Raw genomic sequence first — 18,989 nt, 5'->3', positions numbered from 1 at the left:
TAATCGGTTTTAAAAACGGCAATAAAACACTCGTTTAATAATGATTCCTTTAGACAGGAAGTTTCACTATAATTCTCCGCCTATATTCCGCCAATATTGAACTAGCATAACCTTAGGTTGCCGTATGCCATTATCCCAAACACCCGAATGTCGCTCGCCAGTGATCAATGCCCGTATAGAACAATCCGAAGCCCGTGTCATCAAGGCCATATTTCCGTCCATCACCAACCACCACAACACCCTCTTCGGTGGCGAAGCCTTGGCCTGGATGGACGAAACCGCCTTTATCGCCGCCACTCGCTTCTGCCGTAAGCCTCTGGTTACAGTGAGCTCGGACAGGATTGACTTTAAGAAGGCTATTCCTGCTGGCAGCCTGGCCGAAATCATCGCCAGGGTTATCCATGTGGGTAATACCTCTTTAAAAGTCGAAGTGAATATCTTTGTCGAAGACATGTATAGAGACCACAGAGAGCATGCTATTCGAGGCGTCTTCACCTTCGTTGCCATAGATGATGACAGACAACCCACCCAAGTCTGGACGCAAGGGTCATAAATCATAAAAGGCGGTGACAATAATCACTGCCTTGATGACCAGATTATTGTCCCGATAGTTTTCATCCCCTGAAACTCCGTATGCCTCTAGTTAGACCGAAGTCGAATAAAATCGGGCTTTAAGGCTAAATCACCGCCAAATACCCATAAACCAATAGTCCCCCCCATACTTTTTCTGTTACATTGATGTAATCTTCACGCGCAACGAAATAAAATATAAAGCCATGAAGCTAGAAAATTTAAACATTATTATTGCCGATGACCACCCGCTGTTTCGTAACGCCTTACGACAAGCCTTGAGTGGTCCCTTCTCAAACACCAACTGGTTCGAAGCAGACAGTGCCGATGCACTTCAGAGCCTGCTTGAAAATAAACAGCAGGCCTATGATTTAGTCATGTTAGATCTTCAGATGCCTGGCTCCCACGGGTATTCGACCCTTATTCATCTGCGAACCCACTTTCCCGATCTTCCAGTCATCGTTATCTCCGCCCATGAAGATAATATGACCATCAGCCGTGCCGTCCATTATGGTAGCTCAGGATTTATTCCTAAGTCATCTTCGATGGAAACACTGGCTGCCGCCTTGGCCTCGGTACTCTATGGGGATATTTGGTTACCGGATCATGCCGAGATACAGGAGATAAAGGAAGATGCTACCGCTCTTGTGGCCAGTAAGCTTGCCGATCTCACTCCACAACAATACAAGGTGCTGCAGATGTTTGCCGAAGGCTTACTCAATAAGCAAATTGCCTATGACTTAAGTGTATCGGAAGCCACAATCAAGGCTCATGCCACAGCGATATTTCGTAAGTTAGGCGTGAGAAATCGCACCCAAGCCGTTATCTCGTTGCAGCAGTTAGAGATGGAAAAAGTAGAGCTCTAGTCAAACTCAGACGTAATTGAAGCAAAAGCCAATCTATTTAGATTGGCTTTTTAGTTTATGGATTAGCATAGAAACTCAATGTGGGGACATTAACGAAAATGTTCCATCATCCGGTAGTAAGTCATCCCCAGTGCCATAGCCTGATTGCCCAGCCATTCATTCATGGGAATGCGGATATGTTTCATCCCGGCAAACAAGTCAAATTCAGTTAGCTGACCTATGATTGCCTTGGACATGATCTCCCCCATGATATGGGACGTGGCCACCCCATGACCCGAGTATCCTTGGCAGTAAAAAACATTAGCCGATACTTTACCCAGCTGTGGAATACGATTAACCACGATACCGGCCATACCTGTCCATTCGAACTCGATATCGACTCCCTTCAGACGAGGAAATGTCCGCTCAATTGCCGGGCGTAATTCAGCTGCCAGATCTTTAGAGTCCCGTCCCGAGTAATTTGTACCACCACCGAACATAAGCCGGTTATCCGCCGTCATTCGATAATAATCGAGCACAAACCGACTGTCGTACACAGCAACATCATGAGGATTTATCGCCTTAGCGACATCGGCAGAGAGCTTTACCGTGGCGCAATTGCCCAAAGATGCGGGAAACAAGAGGCCACTGAGTTTATTGCGTGCCAGTTTATGGTAGGCATTTCCCGCTAATAGTACGCTGTTGGCGGTGATGGAGCCATGCTCAGTTTTGACTACTGCTAAGTCACCATCACAGATATCAATGACAGCCGAGTGCTCGAAGATCAATGCACCTTGCATCTCTGCCGCCCGCGCCTCACCGATACACAGGTTTACCGAATGTAAGTGCATATTGCGTTTATTGAGTAGTCCGCCATGGTACAGGGGCGTCTCCAGATAGTCAGGGATCTCCTGCTTCGACAACAGATGCACCTCATCACCCATGCCTCTTAAGAGCGCTTCTTCATAAGTCTTTTCCATCTCTGCCATGTGAGCAGGTTTGTAAGCGGTATGCAGATGACCAAACTTGAGATCGCAGTCGATATTATATTTGGCTACCCGGCTCTTGATGATCTCATGCCCGCGCCACCTGAGATCCCAGACATAATCTTCCGCTTCGGTGCCTATGCTATTTCGCAGCTGTTTCGTCATGGCGGCATCACCGGACAAACTGCCGGTCACCTGGCCGCCATTACGCCCGGTAGCGCCCCAAGCTATCTTGTTCGCTTCTAGGATGGCAACTTTTATTCCTTTTTCCGCTAGCTCCACCGCAGTCGCAACGCCGGTAAACCCGCCGCCTATGATGACCACATCGACCCGAATGTCTTCCTCCAGCCGAGGATAATGTGTTTCATCATTGATGGTGGCGTTGTAGTAAGAATCACAGCGTTGTTCTGGCATAGGCTCTCCGTCTGTTTGCTAAGGCAAATCTTTCTGTTTCGGTTGTTTTACATTTTTTACACGCGTAAAAAATTTAAGTATATACCAGGCTATTTTCTCGTCAACACACTGATTGAAATATTTTACAAATAGCGAGAGACATGACCTCTTCAAGGCCATGTGAAGGCAGTTCAAACATAAAGGCCCTAGTTAGAGTCATTTATTTTTTACGTAAGTGGGCACTTCTTAATAACAGAAAGTAGCAACAGAAAGCAGTCGACAGAAAGGCGAGACTGAGCGTCTTGCCTTAAACAGGCTTAAACAATTTTAAAGAAGGTAGAATACGGGACTTATTGAGCCGTCCAACAAGCTTGTGTCAGTAACAGCTCTTTATCGTAAAGCTTAGCGTTGAACTTATCGTCTCTGTTAACGACTCCAACCCCCTTCGGCGTGCCAGTCATCACGATATCGCCGTCGATTAAACTCATAAAACTCTGTATCTCGGCCAAGATTTGCTCGGGTTTATTCAGCATTAACGCGATAGTGCCAACTTGTATTCTTACATCATTGATCATCAGCTCGAATGTCAGGCTCTCACTTACACTCTCAATGGCAACAAATTCAGAAAATACCACAGAGCCATCAAATGCCTTGGCTCTCTCCCAGGGAAGCCCTTTGGCTTTGAGCCGACTCTGCAAACCACGTTTGGTGAGGTCTAGCCCAAGACCTACGGCACTAAATTGTCCATTTTCAACCACAAAACATAACTCGGCCTCATAATGTATCGCCTCTTGATGAAAACTCACCAACTCAGTTGAGATCGCCGAATTTGGCTTAACAAATAGCACCATCTCATCGGGTACCTCATTATTGAGTTCCTTAATATGCTCGACATAATTGCGTCCCACACACACGACTTTCGAAGGCCTTACCACTCTTTTATCGACTGTAACTCTATTATTGACGACTACTGTATTCATCTAGCTCCACTCCAAAAAATAGGCCCACATTATTCTATCAAAACACCTTCATAAAAGGACGACTCGATAAGAGCTGACGATCACATTGCAAGCTGGCATATTCAGCCCTCAATCTTGGTATTATTTAACCAGACTCGAAATTAAGGCTCTCAACGCGGCGGGCTTCACCATCTTCGCCATATAGCGATACCCTTTACGCTCAACTTCATCCACCAGCTCTTTATTGGTATTGGCAGTAATAAGTACGCCGGGAAGATGGCTACCATATAGGGCACGTATGCCATCCATAGCATCGACACCATTTTCATCATTATCCAGATGATAATCGGCTAATACGATGTCTGGTGCGACCCCCTTGAGACCCAGTTTAATCCTGGCATCGGCAAGATCGGTGGCACAGATCACTTCACACTGCCAACGGCTGAGTAAACTCTCCAGCCCCGCTAAAATTGTTTCTTCATTATCGATACACAATACCTTAACACCGGCTAAAGGCTGGATCATGGCCGCCGTTTTTTTCACCTGCGTCTCAGTAATTGTTTTGCCCATAGGGACTCTGATTGAGAAAACTGAACCTTGACCAAGAATTGAATCCACCTTGATCTCATGCTCCAATACTCTGCTGATCCGATCGGCAATCGCTAAACCAAGACCCAGGCCGCTGACGCTCTTACTGGTGGGGTTATCCAAACGCTTAAACTCTTTGAAAATCTCCGAAATTTCACTCTCATCGATACCACACCCCGTATCCAGTACCTGGATTTCAAGATAATCTCCCCGATGACGGCAGCCTAGCAAGACGCGATTACCCTTGGCATAGCGATAGGCATTGGTCAAAAAGTTTTGCAATACCCGCCTGAGCAGACTCAGATCTGAGTTAACGGAGGCTGTACTTGGCACCATACTGAACTTGATCTGATAATCTTGGGCCATGGCAGCAAATTCTACCGCCAAGCCATCGAGCAGTTCTGAGATAGCAAAGTCACGACGATTGACATCCACCACACCCGAATCCAACTTAGAGATATCCAGCAAATCCGTGAGCAGCTCACCGGCAATCTTGAGCGAGCTGTTTACATGGGAGAGTGTCGTCTTGCTCTCCTGATCTAAGTTTGGATATTGAGACAAGGAGGCGGTAAATAATCTCGCCGCATTCAAGGGCTGCATCAAGTCATGGCCCACTGCTGCCAAAAATTTACTCTTAGAGGCATTAGCCATCTCTTCCTGAGCTTTAGACTCCAATAACTGACTGTTTAACATCGCCAGCTCATAGGTCCTCTCCTTCACCCTCGCCTCCAGAGAATCGTTCACCTCCTGCAGGGCCTTAGCGTGCTCACGATACTGAGTAATATCGGTGAAGGTCATCACGAAACCACCACCCGGCATAGGATTGCCCTGTATTTTGATCACCTTGCCGTCTTGCCTCTCTCGCTCCGACACATGGGCGGTGCCGTTTATCATGTGCTGCACCCGCTTATTAACCTGATCCTCTATTTCACCCACACCACAAAAACCACGTTCGGCGTTAAAACGCACCACCTCACTGATGGGCATTCCCTCTTTGAGGAAACCTGGCGGGTATTGATATAGCTCAGAGTATTTATGATTCCAGGCGACCAGATTTAAGTCTTTATCCACCACACTCATGCCTTCATAGGCGTGTTCTATGGCGCCGCGCAACATGTCTTGGCTGAGAATTATCTTGGAAGAGGCTTCATCGACCAGATTAAACACTTCATCGAGTGCCAGATCCCTGCCCTGCAACACAGAATCCATCACCAAGGCTGCACTCGAGCCGCCTAATACCCCTGCCAGAATATGCTCAGTGTGGGCGATAAGCTCGGCAGGAGCCGCCTTATGCCAACTGTCACTCTTCACTGCTTCTTCGGAAAATCGAGAAAAACTCTCATAGGCGCGAGTCGGGCTAACGAAGCGGCTCGCCAGGATCAAAAGATCTTGCTGAGAGATGGGTGCTCCCTTGCGGCTGCTGCTATTCTTCAACTCCCCGGGAGTAACAAATTCACTGGCTTGAATACGCTCCGATACCCCAGCCCTAAACCAGATAGAGCCTAAGATATAGCAAGCTAAGTTGGCGAGTAAGGCGGTTAAAATATCTCTTACATTGGGATTAATCGTCTCCAGCAGACCAAAGTCACTACCAAACACACCGCTGGCATCATACGCTCCCTTGATTAAGATGTAACACCAGAGACCGAAGCCAACAAGCAAACCAAGTAACACCCCAGAGCGATTGCCATGCTTCCAATACATACCACCTATGAGCGCAGGCCCCAGTTGAGCGAAAGCGCCGAAGGATAACATCCCCAGCGCCGAGAGGGAGTCGCTGTCCATAAAGGTGAGATAGCTGAAATAACCTAAGCCTAAGATGACAATGATCGACAAGCGGCGGGCATTGAGTAAAAACTGAGAAAATTGACTGAAATTTTTCTGCTTAATTTTCCCGGTGCGTAACATGATAGGCACCAACCATTCGTTACTCACCATCACGCTGATGGTCACCACTGCCACCACCACCATGCCGGTCGCAGCCGAAAGTGTACCGAGCAGGGCCACAACGGCCAACATGGGTTGATCTAAGGCTAAAGGCAAATTAATCACATAAGTATCGGCGGCTACCGAATCCCCTAAAATCAGCTTTCCAGCTAAGGCTAATGGCGCGACAAACAAGCCAAACAGCAATAGATAGATGGGAAATATCCAGCGGGCCTTTAATAGACTTTTCTCATCCATACACTCCACCATCATCACATGGAACTGTCTGGGCATGCACAGGAAAGCCGCCATTCCCACCAAGAGCTGAGGCATCAGGGACTCCACTCTGAGGCTGGGCTCGCTGATCAAGTTTCGCTCCGCCGCCTGGCGCCAGATATCACCGAAACCATCGAAATAACCAAAACTTATCACCGCACCGACGAGTAAAAATGCCGCTAACTTGACCAAAGACTCGAAGGCTATGGCCAACATCATGCCGGGATTATGCTCGGTAGCATCGAGTTTTCTGGTACCAAATAAGATGGCAAACACGGCCAGTACAGCTGTGATAATCAAGGATATCTGGGCACCATCGAAGGGAGAGTCATCGGGCTGAAACAGATTAAGGCTAAATACCATGGCCTTAAGCTGCAAGGCGATGTAGGGCATGATGCCAAATAGCGCAATTAAGGTGACGATTACCGCGAGTAGTTGAGATTTGCCATATCGGGCGGCAATAAAATCCGCCACCGAAGTGATGTTATGGGTTTTAGAGACAATCACCATCTTTCGCAGCAGGCCAAAGCCTAAGGTAAAGATGAGGATGGGGCCGATAAATATAGGCAAGAAAGACCAGAGGTCTTGGGCCGACTGGCCAACAGTGCCGAGAAAACTCCAGGATGAGCAGTAAACAGCCAGACTCAAGCCATAGATCCACACCTGGATCTTCTTGGTTATTTTACTGAACCAACGCTCCGCCCCCACGCGAGCAGGAAGAGCAGACAAACATAAAAAACGGCAATAACGCCAACCACTATGGTCAGATTCATATGACTCTCATTTTTTATGCTCATTGTGCGTTAAATAGAAGATTAAATCCAGACATGAGTTTATTGACAACAGACTAAAAACAAAGGATATTTTTGTACTAGACCAAGGTCTAATAGAGCAAATAGCCCCGAAACCTACATACTGAACCCAATCTCATTAGATATAAGGGAAGCCCCATGAGCACGCAGTCTCTCTATAAAGTTCCCAGCGAAATCGCTGCAAACGCACATATAAACGAAGAAAAATACAAAAAGATGTACCAAGAGTCGATTGTGAATCCTGAAGGTTTCTGGAGAGAACACGGCCAACGCATCGATTGGATTAAGCCCTTCACTAAGGTAAAGAAAACCTCATTCGACGATCATAACCTGTCAATCAATTGGTTCTATGACGGCACACTCAACGCCTCAGCCAACTGCTTAGACCGTCACCTTGAAAAAAATGCCGACAAGGTCGCCATTATCTGGGAAGGCGATGATGCTAAAGATCAACGCATCATTACTTACGGTGAATTACACAAAGATGTGTGTAAGTTTGCCAATGCATTAAAAAGCCAAGGTGTGAGACGTGGCGATGTGGTCACCATTTACATGCCTATGGTCCCGGAAGCTGCCGTTGCCATGTTGGCCTGTGCTCGCATTGGTGCGGTTCACTCAGTGATATTTGGTGGTTTCTCACCGGACTCCATTGCCACACGCGTCATAGATGGTAACTCTAAGGTTATCGTCACCGCCGATGAAGGCGTGCGTGCAGGTCGCATTATTCCGCTCAAGGCCAATATAGATCAGGCACTGTCACACCCTGATGTGACTTGTGTAGAGCGTGTCATCGTTCTCGAGCGTACCGGTGGTGATATCAACTGGGAAGAAGGCCGTGACATCAAGTGGGATACTGTCATGGAAACAGCTTCTGAGCATTGCGTACCCGAAGAGATGGGCGCCGAAGATCCTCTATTCCTGCTTTATACTTCGGGATCAACCGGTAATCCTAAAGGTGTGTTACATACTACAGGTGGTTACATGGTCTACGCGTCCATGACCCATGAATATGTGTTCGATTACAAAGACGGTGAAGTCTACTGGTGTACCGCAGATGTGGGTTGGATCACCGGTCACTCCTATATGGTCTATGGCCCGCTTGCCAATGCCGCAACCGTACTGATCCACGAAGGGGTACCTAACTACCCAACACCTTCTCGTTTGGGTGAAATTGTCGATCGCCATAAAGTCAACATACTCTATACCGCACCGACTCTTATTCGCGCTCTGATGGCAGAAGGCAAGGAACAATTTGATAAATTCGATGGCAGCTCACTGCGCATCATGGGATCCGTGGGTGAACCCATTAATCCAGAAGCTTGGCGCTGGTATAACGAAGTCATAGGTCACGAGCAGTGTCCAATCGTCGATACCTGGTGGCAGACCGAAACCGGCGGTATTCTGATCAGCCCGCTTCCTGGCGCCATCGATACCAAGCCTGGCTCGGCTACCCGCCCCTTCTTCGGCGTACAACCAGCCCTTGTCGATAACATGGGTAACATCATAGAAGGTGCAGCCGAAGGCAACCTGGTTATACTCGATTCTTGGCCCGGACAGATGCGTACCGTCTTTGGTGATCATGACAGATTTGCACTGACTTACTTCAAGACCTTCCGCGGCATGTATTTCACCGGTGACGGCGCTAAACGTGATGAAGACGGTTATTACTGGATAACGGGACGTGTCGATGATGTGATCAACGTATCTGGCCACAGACTCGGCACCGCCGAGGTAGAGAGCGCTTTAGTTTCACATGAAAGTGTGGCAGAAGCCGCTGTTGTGGGTTACCCCCATGACATCAAGGGTCAAGGTATCTACGCTTATGTCACGCTAACCAGAGGCACGGTAGAATCTGAAGAGCTTCGCCAAGACTTGAGAAAATGGGTGAGAAAAGAGATTGGCGCCCTGGCGACACCGGATCTCATTCAATGGGCTGGCGGCCTGCCTAAGACTCGTTCGGGTAAGATCATGCGCCGTTTCCTGAGAAAGATTGCAGCCAATGAAGTGACCAACTTAGGTGACTCATCGACACTAGCCGATCCGGCTGTGATCGATGTCTTGATTGAGTCTCGTCTGAACCGCAGCGAATAACTGATTTACAGCGAGTCATGATTCGAAGATAGACAGTAATCTTGCTAGCCCCTCACATGAGGGGCTTTTTATTGTCCAGATGAAATTAATTAACGGGAAACATAGCGACTCAATCATCCCACTGATATGCTTTGCCATCGGTATTTTGAACAGCAGATTTTTGTGCAATTAAGAGACTATCAACAACAAGCGATCGACTCGGCGGTAAAACACTTCAAGGCAAGCCCAGACTCAGCCGTACTGGTGTTGCCTACTGGAGCGGGTAAAAGCATAGTGATTGCCGAGCTGGCCCGTATCGCCAATGGCAGAGTCTTGGTCTTAACCCATGTCAAAGAGCTCGTTGCACAAAATGCCGAAAAAGTCGGCATATTGACCACGGCCGCCGGGATCTACTCTGCAGGCTTGAATCAAAAATCCACCGAAGATAAAACCATAGTCGCCAGCATTCAATCTGCGGTGAGAGCGCCGGAGAAGTTTAGCACCCCATTTTCTCTGGTGATCATAGACGAGTGTCACAGGATAAGTCAGGATAAAGACAGCCAATATCAACAGCTGCTAATACACCTTAAGAGCATCAATCCCAAAATCAGGCTGCTGGGACTCACAGCAACCCCCTACCGACTCGATCTCGGTTGGATCTACCGTCACCACTATCATGGTAAGGTAGGCAACCCTGACAAGGCGGTATTTGAGCAATGCATCTTCGAACTCCCCATGCGCCCCTTGATAAAACGCGGCTACCTGAGCACACCTAAAATATTCGATGGCCTCAGTGCCCAATATGATTTCAGCTTCCTTAAAGCCTCTACTAGCGGCCAATATCAAGAAGCCGAAGTCAATGACCTACTCAGCCATTGCGGCCGGGCAACCACGGCCATCGTTAAACAACTGGTGCAGATAGGCAGCAGCAGACAAGGCGTGATCATCTTTGCCGCCACAGTCCGTCACGCCGAAGAGATACTCAAACTCTTATCTAAAGAGCAAGCGGCGCTGATCACAGGCAAGACCAGCACCGAGCAGCGCGATAGCCTGATTGAGCAGTTTAAGGCCAGAAAGATTAAGTACCTGATAAACGTCGCCGTATTAACCACAGGCTTCGATGCGCCCCATGTGGATCTTATCGCCATTCTACGCCCGACAGCTTCGGTGAGCCTGTTCCAGCAGATGGTCGGTCGGGGCTTGAGAATCTGCGAGGGAAAATCTGAGTGCCTCATCATTGACTATGCCGCTAACGGCTACGATCTCTACTTTCCGGAAGTGGGTCAAAACAAGCCGAACAGTAAATCTGTTCCGGTACAGGTACATTGCCCAGTGTGCGATTTCGCTAATATCTTCTGGGGCCTGGTCGATGACGATGGCGACATCATCGAGCACTTCGGTAGACGCTGTCAGGCGTTAATCGAACAAGGTGGCCAGAAGAAGCAATGTGATTTCAGGTTTAGATCTAAAGTCTGCCCAAACTGCGGTGAAGAAAATGATATTGCCGCTAAGATCTGTCATAGCTGCGATGCCGTGCTGATCGATCCCGATAAACGCCTCAAAGAGGTACTGCAGCAGAAACATCATCATCTGTTTAAATGTGACGCCATGTTATTCGAAGAGGATAAGGACAGACTAAAAATCAGATACATAGACACCGACGGTAACGATTTTTGTCAGTACTTCAATTTTCAAACCAAAGCGCAGATCCGCGCTTTCTATGCCATATTCGTATTGTCGCACACCAGAACACCTGGGCTAAAGCATCCAAGATACAGCAAGGTACAAGAAGTTATTGCAACCCGAGACCTGTTTCGTAAACCAGATATGTTGCTACTCAAAAAGCATAAAAAGGGTTGGGATCTGCAGGAAACCTTCTTCGATTATCAAGGCCGCTACCAAACTGAGAATAAGTTTCTTCAATAGAGAATATGCAATTTAAGCACAATTATGGTATAAAAGTAGCGACTAAATTTTCAGGAGTTAATATGTTTGTCGTAATCTTTGGCCGTCCAGGCTGTCCTTACTGTGTTAGAGCGGTACAACTTTCTGAGCAACTCGTTGAAGCTCGCGATGACTTTAAGTTTAAGTATATCGATATCCATGCAGAAGGGATTAGCAAAGCGGATCTTGAAAAAACAGTCGGTAAGCCTGTTGAAACTGTCCCACAGATCTTCATCGACAAAGAACATGTCGGTGGTTGCACTGAGTTTGAACAGTATGTCAGAGACAATCAATTACTTTCAGCTCCGGCTTAACGTATAAGATTGCATTCTCAATTCTCAACTAAAAAAGGAGGCCTAAGCCTCCTTTTTTGATCTTACTGTTTTATAAACGGATGTATCGATTGATATTAGAGCACGTATTTCACAGAGAATATGACACGATTTAACTCGCCATTATCCCCATTTTGTTTGGTGTTCTCTGCATACATATACTCGACACCCACTGTCATAGGCTTAACCGGTGAATAGAGTAAGTTTACATAAGCAGAATAAGATTCTTTGTTTACCCCTCCCCCCGTTAGTGCTTCATTATTGTCAGCCTTAAAGCCCGAAAGCGTGAAGCTTGAGCGCCACTGATCAGTCCACCAATGACGATATGAAGCAAAGCCACCATAAGAGCTGATGGTTTCAATTTCACCGTTGGCATCTAATACACCGGCGTTAGCATAGTTCAGCGCCATGTAACGGCCTAAACCATCGCCAGCGGTAGCAGAGAGCTTAATGTCATCGTCACCAACAGGAATGACCCCTGTGAAGCTCACACCATAACCCATCTCTTGGGTATCGAGATTATCTATCTCAACATTTAGCTGTCTCGCCAAGCCCGCAACGGTGAATTTCGCGCCGCCTTCAGTCTTGAAATTATATCGAGCCACAAAATCTGGTACCATGCCACTGCCGCTGGTAATACGGGAACTTGATCCGCTGCTGCCAGCATAACTGTTCACTGTGGTTTCTGGGTTCTCTATCGCGAACTGGAAGCCGCCATTGGTATAACGCACCATAGTCTGACGAACAAAAGGTGTACCTTCTGCTGCACCGACAAAGTCCAGGTTCTCAGGAAGTGCTCCGGGATTCTGGAAAGTTGTCCAGGTTTGACCCACTGTCCAGTTGTCAAAACTGACGAAAGCCTGTCTGATACGAGGAGAATAACTGTTAGATACTCGCTCATTACCATCGGTATGGGTCATAAAATCGAGTTCGATAAAACCCGTGAGTTTATGGCCGTCGAGATCTGTGCTGGTCTTAAAATTGAAACGGGTCTCACGAACCTGAAAGTCTACAACTTCATTGCCGTTACTAGCATCACCATATATGGTACCAGGAACATAGAACTGTCTGGACAGGTTACCGGAATCAGGAGCGCCATTACTGTAATCACTGAACATCACATCAGCTTTGACATAACCTCCAAATTTAAACTCTGTATCACCTGCTTGTGCCCCTGAGCTGACTGCTAGCATAGTCGCCATGGCCACAAGGCTCATCTTTGCTTGTCTCATTATCTCTCTCCCGTAACATTATTATATTATTTACAATAATATGAACTAGATAACAATCGAACAACATTGGCAATACGTCTATAAGACAAAAGTATAACAGCGAGATCTGAAGTAATAAGCTACCGCTTTTATCGGGCACTCTCTTTGAGATGCTATCTCTGAAATGCTGTAGCGTTAAGTACAAGGCTTTGAACTATTCGAACGTGAAGGATTCGCCCCCTTGTATGTAATAAGAGTTAATACCAAGACTGCTGCGCTCCTATAAAAAACCATTAACTGAGCTAACGGCTCTTTCTGGCATTGCTTAATTTTCTGAATCACTAATTGGGTGGATTATGTAAGGGCTAACATTTTAGAAAGGAAAATCGATTTAAACCAGAATTAGGGGGATCACTAAAAAAGTGGTGGCTTCTTGCTGCCTAAAATGAAGAATTCGACCAATTGGCCTAATGAGTAAAGCCAACTGCCTTTTCATATACAACCAAGCACTTATAAGAAGCCAACAGAGCTAACGACCCTTTTTGGCATTGCTTTTCTGAATCACTAATTGGGTAGATTATATAAGAACTAAATTTTAGAAAGGAAAATCGATTTGAACCAGAGTTAAGGTGACCACCAAGGAGTGGTGGGCCGTGAAGGATTCGAACCTTCGACCAATTGGTTAAAAGCCAACTGCTCTACCAACTGAGCTAACGGCCCTTATCTGGTATTGCTTTCCTGAATTCATTTGCCTTGAAGCAAATCCACCTCAGAAGTGGTGGGCCGTGAAGGATTCGAACCTTCGACCAATTGGTTAAAAGCCAACTGCTCTACCAACTGAGCTAACGGCCCTTTCTGGTATTGCTTTTCTGAATTCATTTGCCTTGAAGCAAATCCACCTCAGAAGTGGTGGGCCGTGAAGGATTCGAACCTTCGACCAATTGGTTAAAAGCCAACTGCTCTACCAACTGAGCTAACGGCCCTTATCTGGTATTGCTTTTCTGAATTCATTTACCTTGAAGCAAATCCACCTCAGAAGTGGTGGGCCGTGAAGGATTCGAACCTTCGACCAATGTGGTAGTTAAGAGTAAAGCCAACTGCGCTCTTTATACAAAGCATCAACTGAGCTAATCTCTCTTCAACCGTTCCTCAGTTTATCCACCTAAAGGAAGTGGTGGGCCGTGAAGGATTCGAACCTTCGACCAATTGGTTAAAAGCCAACTGCTCTACCAACTGAGCTAACGGCCCTTTCTGGTATTGCTTTTCTGAATTCATTTGCCTTGAAGCAAATCCACCTCAGAAGTGGGGGCCGTGAAGGATTCGAACCTTCGACCAATGTGGTAGTTAAGAGTAAAGCCAACTGCGCTCTTTATAACAAAGCATCAACTGAGCTAATCTCTCTTCAACCGTTCCTCAGTTTATCCACCTAAAGGAAGTGGTGGGTGGTGGGCCGTGAAGGATTCGAACCTTCGACCAATTGGTTAAAAGCCAACTGCTCTACCAACTGAGCTAACGGCCCTTTCTGGTATTGCTTTTCTGAATTCATTTGCCTTGAAGCAAATCCACCTCAGAAGTGGTGGGCCGTGAAGGATTCGAACCTTCGACCAATTGGTTAAAAGCCAACTGCTCTACCAACTGAGCTAACGGCCCTTTCTGGTATTGCTTAAACTTCTGAATTTGCTTCTTCATCGCAATGAACAAGTCCACTTTCAGTTAGAGTGGTTTGAATTTTACATCCCAAGGATTAACTTAAGTCGTACACTTTCAAGAAGTGGTGGGCCATGAAGGATTCGAACCTTCGACCAATGTGGTAGTTAAGAGTAAAGCCAACTGTGCTCTTATAACAAAGCATCAACTGAGCTAATCTCTCTTCAACCGTTCCTCAGTTTATCCACCTAAAGGAAGTGGTGGGCCGTGAAGGATTCGAACCTTCGACCAATTGGTTAAAAGCCAACTGCTCTACCAACTGAGCTAACGGCCCTTTCTGGTATTGCACTCTGAATTTGCTTCTTCATCGCAATGAACAAGTCCACTTTCAGTTAGAGTGGTTTTGAATTTTACATCCCAAGGATTAACTTAAGTCGTACACTTTCAAGAAGTGGTGGGCCGTGAAGGATTCGAACCTTCGACCAATTGGTTAAAAGCCAACTGCTCTACCAACTGAGCTAACGGCCCTTTCTGGTATTGCTGATAGTTCAAAGTTAATAACCGATTATCACCCGATTAAAAGCCAACTGTCTGTTCCTACAAAAAACTGAGCTAGCGGCCCTTCTTAGTAGCAAAATCTCTGGTTAAACGATTCGAAAACTGATTAACTCAAGACCCTCAAGCGACTCTGCCGCTCTGAGGGCGCCTATAATACCTTTTTCGTCTTCTCTTGCAAGTGCATTTTTTACATTTTTTGCTGTTTGCATGAAAAACAGACTAAGAGCCTGTTTTTTGAATAAATAAGGATTAAAGAGCAGACAATTGCTGTTGTGCCAAGCGAGCTGCTGCGCTATTTGCATACTCTTTAATAACTTGTTGGTAGTAAACTTTCGCAGAAGACACCTTTCCAACCTTCTCAGCTATCATCCCAAGCTTAACTAAACTATCAGCACGCTTATTTGAGTCTTTAAAGCGATTAACTACAGTATCGAACGCTTGCTTAGCAGGTTCAAAATCACTCTTGTTATATAAGAGCTGTCCCAGCCAATAGTTAGCGTTAGCTGCGTAGGTAGAGTCAGGGTACTGTTTTATGAATCCCCTGAAGGCAGGAATCGCCTCGTCATATTTCCTCTGCTTGAGCACCAAGTTAACGGCATGCTCATAACTGGCTGTTTCGCCTAAAGTAGAAGAGGAGGAAGTTGAGCTAGCTTGTGACGTTGCCACAATAGGCGCTTGAGCGGACTTAGCCGATAGATTTGCGATCTCTTCGTAGAGTTGACGCTGACGCTGGAGCATCTGGTCTATTTGATAACCTTGCTGCTCATTTAAACCACGTAGGTCGAGCACTTCCTGCTGTAGCGTATCCAAACGTTGCAGAGTCTGGAATTCTGACTGTTGCTTTGCTTGAAGGATCCTTTCTAAACGTGCAACTCTGTCTTCAGTAGAACTACCGGTAGCATCAGCCACCGGTGCAGGTGCAGCAGACGCCACACCTATACTAAGAAGAATTGCCGTCGTTAATACGGCTCTTTTCATAGATAAACCTACCAAACGGTTAGTAAACTAAAACAGCTCGGCGATTAATCGCGAAACCATCATCTGTACGAGACATATCTAATGGCTTCTCTTCACCATAGCTGACAATACTCATTTGGCTAGGCAGTACGCCCATTCCTTGTAGGTACTTAGCAACAGCCTTCGCACGCCTCTCTCCTAACGCGATATTGTACTCAGGAGTTCCACGCTCATCGGCGTGACCTTCGATCATCAAGCGAACATTTGGATGCTCAACTAAATAGTTACCATGGGCTTGAAGGACTTCTGCGAACTGAGCCGATACCGAACTGCGGTCAAAATCAAAATAAATGATGTGCTCTTTACGCAACTCTTGATATTTCAGACGTTGTTGCTCTTCAGGAGTCAAAATTGGAGCTACGCCTCCGGTTTCAACACCACCAGTAGCTAACTCACTACCGGAACCTGAAGTTGAGCTAGTCGCATCAGTTTCAGACTCAGAAGTAGAGCTACAAGCACTGAGGGCCATAATCGGAAGTACAACCAACATAGCTTTAAACAGCTTATTGAGATCCATTTTAAAATCCTTAATATTTTTTATAGTTAAAAATTGTTAGAGAAAAGGTGACCATGAAGGAGACTTAACCTCCCCCTGGCCCGCAGGCAATCTTGCTTTGAATCGTCCGTCCGTAGATACAGCCCCTAAAACCTGCTTACCTTGATAGGTTGTTCCATATATCACCATAGTGCCATTTGGCGCTACACTCGGTGACTCATCGAGCCGCGTTGACGTTAGTACTTGCATAAAACGCGTCTCAAGATCCATTCTTGCAATATTATACTTACCGTTAGTACGGTTTACGAATATCATACTGCGACCGTCTGGTGCAATAGAACCACCTAAGTTCCACTCCCCTTCAAAGGTCAGGCGCTGCACTTTACCCGAGGCTAATGTCACCTTATAGATTTGAGGGCGACCGCCACGTTCAGAAGTAAATATTAAAGACTTACCATCGGGAAACCATGAAGCTTCGGTATCGATAGCGTAATGGTTTGTAACTCGTTTGAGTGCTTTGGTCGCGATGTCGATCACATAAATTTCAGGCTGGCCATCTTTAGATAAAGTCAATGCCAACTTCTTTCCATCAGGGGAAAATACCGGAGCTCCATTAATGCCATTGAAACTGGAGACCTTGCTACGAGACTGAGTATAGATGTCCTGAATAAATATTTCGGCTTTTTTATTTTCAAAGCTGACATAAGCCAATTTACGACCATCCGGAGACCAAGACGGTGACATAAGTGGCTCAGGGGAACGCAATAACATCTGCTCGTTATAACCATCATAATCAGAGATCATTAACTGATAGGGTGACTTCTCACCATGCTTCACTACCACGTAGGCGAGACGGGTTAAGAATGCGCCGCGAATGCCAGTCAGTTTCTCATAGACCAGATCGCTGATCCTGTGACCATACTGCCTAAATTGTGCGGCTGAGATAACCGTCTCTCGACTATCGATAAGATATTCACTATTAGACTGAGGACCCGTACCTTGTTGCATTTGAGCCTTAACCAGGTCGACCAAGTCGAAAGTAACCAAGTATTGATCATTACCATAAGGTTTGACAGAGCCCATCACAACAGCTTCGGCGCCGATGCTTGACCAGCCTTTAGCGACAAACTGAGACACACTACTAATATTACGTTGAGGTAGGCCTAATTCATCGAGCGGCTTAAATGTACCACTACGAATAAGATCCGACATAACAACATCTGAGATCTGCTCAGGCGCGGCCCCGGCCCCTTGCCAAACAAACGGGATCACGGCAATAGGACGTGCGGCATCCACTCCCTCGGTAATAACGATATCTAACGCGGCTCTTACTGGTGAGCTTAAAATAATCAGGCTTAAAAAGAGCCACTTCCCCAAAGTCTTCATAGGACTCCTCTTAATTGAATTCCGGTTGAACTGTTAAATTAATTTCTTTGAGTTTGCTGTACACATCTGGCTCACTCGATACAGGCAGACGTCCAGCCTTGTTTATAGCAGCCTTAGTCGCACGGCATACTACAGAATCTCCAGACAGTATCTTGGTTCCTGTAACGAAGCCATCATTAGCTAGGCGAATAAATACCCTACAACTTTTTCCACGCATCGACTCATCGACCACCAAGTTACGTTGGATGGTCGCCCTAATCATGCTGGTAAAACGCTGAACCTCACTCATCACTTGCCTGTTACGGGTTTGCGACAGTGCAGCCTGCTCTTCCGCCAAGGCATCTTGCATCATCTGCTCTTGCAGTTGACGTTCTCTCTCCTCGGCCTTACGTTTACGCTCGGCTTCCTCTTTACGCTTTCGCTCAGCATCTGCTTTACGTTTACGCTCATCGGCAGCTTTTTTAGCCACGGCCTCTTCCTGTTTTCGTTTCGCCTCGGCTTTCTTAGCCGCCTCTTCAGAAGCCTGACGCTCTTTCTCTTTCTGCTTACGGAACTCTTCTGCCTGTTGCGCCTTCTCTTTTTCCTGCTTCTGCTTCAACTGAGCCGCTTTTGCCGCAGCCAGTGCATTCTTAGTTTCTATCTCTTTCTGCTTGCGCTCAATTTCCAACTTTTTAATTTGAGCCTGCTCGCGCTCTCTTTGCTGACGAGCTTCAGTCGCTTGGCGTTCCAATTCATCCTGACGCGCCTTCTCTTGTCGAGCAATCTCTCTTTTCTCAGCCTTTAACCTCTCAACATGCTGAGCCACTAATTTCTGATCGACCACCACGGCCTTCATCGCTGGCGCGCTCACCTGAGGCTGAGGTTTTGGTTTATCGGAAAAATCTACGCCCATGACGAGGATGACTAACACGCCAATATGAATACCAGCTGAAATAACTAAAGGTAAGGTAAAATCTGATTTAGCTGCCACCGA

12 protein-coding genes, 8 tRNA genes and 1 pseudogene are annotated in these 18,989 nt (G+C 46.6%); 5 read left to right on the top strand and 16 right to left on the bottom strand.

The features are described 5' to 3' along the window. The first annotated feature begins 124 nt into the window (after positions 1 to 124). Positions 125 to 553: an acyl-CoA thioesterase gene (locus FM037_RS11940; protein WP_144046186.1), complete on the top strand. Its 429-nt coding sequence runs from the start codon at positions 125 to 127 to the stop codon at positions 551 to 553. A 223-nt stretch (positions 554 to 776) separates the two neighbouring features. After that, entirely contained in the window at positions 777 to 1,436 is a 660-nt protein-coding gene (locus tag FM037_RS11935; protein WP_144046185.1) for a response regulator transcription factor, read from the top strand. Positions 1,437 to 1,525: 89 nt separating this feature from the next. Here FM037_RS11935 and FM037_RS11930 read toward each other — a convergent pair whose 3' ends face one another. The 3 genes and pseudogenes from FM037_RS11930 to FM037_RS11920 form a co-directional block, all read right to left on the bottom strand. Next, a complete protein-coding gene (locus FM037_RS11930) occupies positions 1,526 to 2,815 on the bottom strand; it encodes an NAD(P)/FAD-dependent oxidoreductase (RefSeq protein WP_144046184.1) in 1,290 nt (429 codons plus the stop codon). A gap of 329 nt (positions 2,816 to 3,144) precedes the next feature. Continuing rightward, positions 3,145 to 3,774: a fumarylacetoacetate hydrolase family protein gene (locus tag FM037_RS11925; RefSeq protein ID WP_144046183.1), complete on the bottom strand. Its 630-nt coding sequence runs from the start codon at positions 3,772 to 3,774 to the stop codon at positions 3,145 to 3,147. Positions 3,775 to 3,894: 120 nt separating this feature from the next. Further along, a pseudogene (locus FM037_RS11920) lies at positions 3,895 to 7,316 on the bottom strand (hybrid sensor histidine kinase/response regulator). 177 nt (positions 7,317 to 7,493) lie between these two features. Here FM037_RS11920 and acs point away from each other — a divergent pair. From acs to FM037_RS11905, 3 genes are all read left to right on the top strand, one after another. After that, the gene (gene acs, locus FM037_RS11915) at positions 7,494 to 9,446 is read left to right on the top strand and encodes an acetate--CoA ligase (RefSeq protein ID WP_144046182.1); all 1,953 of its coding nucleotides are present in this window, start codon (positions 7,494 to 7,496) and stop codon (positions 9,444 to 9,446) included. Between the two features lie 162 nt (positions 9,447 to 9,608). Continuing rightward, a complete protein-coding gene (locus tag FM037_RS11910; protein ID WP_144046181.1) occupies positions 9,609 to 11,351 on the top strand; it encodes a DEAD/DEAH box helicase in 1,743 nt (580 codons plus the stop codon). 62 nt (positions 11,352 to 11,413) lie between these two features. After that, on the top strand, positions 11,414 to 11,683 hold the full coding sequence (locus FM037_RS11905; RefSeq protein WP_013051073.1) for a GrxA family glutaredoxin: 270 nt from the start codon (positions 11,414 to 11,416) through the stop codon (positions 11,681 to 11,683). A 95-nt stretch (positions 11,684 to 11,778) separates the two neighbouring features. Here the strand turns inward: FM037_RS11905 and FM037_RS11900 are convergent, their stop codons facing one another. The 13 genes from FM037_RS11900 to tolA form a co-directional block, all read right to left on the bottom strand. Continuing rightward, complete coding sequence (locus FM037_RS11900; protein WP_144046180.1) at positions 11,779 to 12,933, bottom strand: DcaP family trimeric outer membrane transporter; 1,155 nt, start codon at positions 12,931 to 12,933, stop codon at positions 11,779 to 11,781. 623 nt (positions 12,934 to 13,556) lie between these two features. After that, positions 13,557 to 13,632: transfer RNA gene (locus tag FM037_RS11895), tRNA-Lys, on the bottom strand. Positions 13,633 to 13,688: 56 nt separating this feature from the next. Next, positions 13,689 to 13,764: transfer RNA gene (locus FM037_RS11890), tRNA-Lys, on the bottom strand. Between the two features lie 55 nt (positions 13,765 to 13,819). Then, a tRNA-Lys gene (locus tag FM037_RS11885) sits at positions 13,820 to 13,895 on the bottom strand. A 189-nt stretch (positions 13,896 to 14,084) separates the two neighbouring features. Next, positions 14,085 to 14,160 (bottom strand) — tRNA-Lys (locus FM037_RS11880). Between the two features lie 195 nt (positions 14,161 to 14,355). Next, positions 14,356 to 14,431: transfer RNA gene (locus FM037_RS11875), tRNA-Lys, on the bottom strand. Positions 14,432 to 14,486: 55 nt separating this feature from the next. Beyond that, a tRNA-Lys gene (locus FM037_RS11870) sits at positions 14,487 to 14,562 on the bottom strand. Between the two features lie 255 nt (positions 14,563 to 14,817). Next, positions 14,818 to 14,893: transfer RNA gene (locus tag FM037_RS11865), tRNA-Lys, on the bottom strand. A 118-nt stretch (positions 14,894 to 15,011) separates the two neighbouring features. Beyond that, positions 15,012 to 15,087: transfer RNA gene (locus tag FM037_RS11860), tRNA-Lys, on the bottom strand. Between the two features lie 279 nt (positions 15,088 to 15,366). Next, entirely contained in the window at positions 15,367 to 16,095 is a 729-nt protein-coding gene (gene ybgF / locus FM037_RS11855) for a tol-pal system protein YbgF (protein WP_144046179.1), read from the bottom strand. A gap of 19 nt (positions 16,096 to 16,114) precedes the next feature. Beyond that, positions 16,115 to 16,651, bottom strand: coding sequence for a peptidoglycan-associated lipoprotein Pal (gene pal, locus FM037_RS11850; protein WP_144046178.1), 537 nt, complete (start codon positions 16,649 to 16,651; stop codon positions 16,115 to 16,117). A 36-nt stretch (positions 16,652 to 16,687) separates the two neighbouring features. Beyond that, positions 16,688 to 18,016: a Tol-Pal system beta propeller repeat protein TolB gene (tolB, locus tag FM037_RS11845; protein ID WP_144046177.1), complete on the bottom strand. Its 1,329-nt coding sequence runs from the start codon at positions 18,014 to 18,016 to the stop codon at positions 16,688 to 16,690. A gap of 10 nt (positions 18,017 to 18,026) precedes the next feature. Next, positions 18,027 to 18,986 (bottom strand): cell envelope integrity protein TolA, encoded by a 960-nt coding sequence (gene tolA / locus FM037_RS11840; protein ID WP_144046176.1) that lies wholly within the window; start codon positions 18,984 to 18,986, stop codon positions 18,027 to 18,029. Between the last annotated feature and the right edge of the window lie 3 nt (positions 18,987 to 18,989).

Origin of the sequence: Shewanella psychropiezotolerans (assembly GCF_007197555.1) — a bacterium.
Classification (GTDB): Bacteria; Pseudomonadota; Gammaproteobacteria; order Enterobacterales; family Shewanellaceae; genus Shewanella; species Shewanella psychropiezotolerans.
This window is presented reverse-complemented; position numbering and strand designations above follow the sequence as displayed.

Coding starts and splice junctions, on each gene's coding strand:
- ybgF (WP_144046179.1), bottom strand. CDS start 16,095: ATGAAAAGAGCCGTATTAACGACGGCAATTCTTCTTAGTATAGGTGTG.
- FM037_RS11900 (WP_144046180.1), bottom strand. CDS start 12,933: ATGAGACAAGCAAAGATGAGCCTTGTGGCCATGGCGACTATGCTAGCA.
- FM037_RS11940 (WP_144046186.1), top strand. CDS start 125: ATGCCATTATCCCAAACACCCGAATGTCGCTCGCCAGTGATCAATGCC.
- FM037_RS11935 (WP_144046185.1), top strand. CDS start 777: ATGAAGCTAGAAAATTTAAACATTATTATTGCCGATGACCACCCGCTG.
- tolB (WP_144046177.1), bottom strand. CDS start 18,016: ATGAAGACTTTGGGGAAGTGGCTCTTTTTAAGCCTGATTATTTTAAGC.
- FM037_RS11930 (WP_144046184.1), bottom strand. CDS start 2,815: ATGCCAGAACAACGCTGTGATTCTTACTACAACGCCACCATCAATGAT.
- FM037_RS11925 (WP_144046183.1), bottom strand. CDS start 3,774: ATGAATACAGTAGTCGTCAATAATAGAGTTACAGTCGATAAAAGAGTG.
- pal (WP_144046178.1), bottom strand. CDS start 16,651: ATGGATCTCAATAAGCTGTTTAAAGCTATGTTGGTTGTACTTCCGATT.
- acs (WP_144046182.1), top strand. CDS start 7,494: ATGAGCACGCAGTCTCTCTATAAAGTTCCCAGCGAAATCGCTGCAAAC.
- FM037_RS11905 (WP_013051073.1), top strand. CDS start 11,414: ATGTTTGTCGTAATCTTTGGCCGTCCAGGCTGTCCTTACTGTGTTAGA.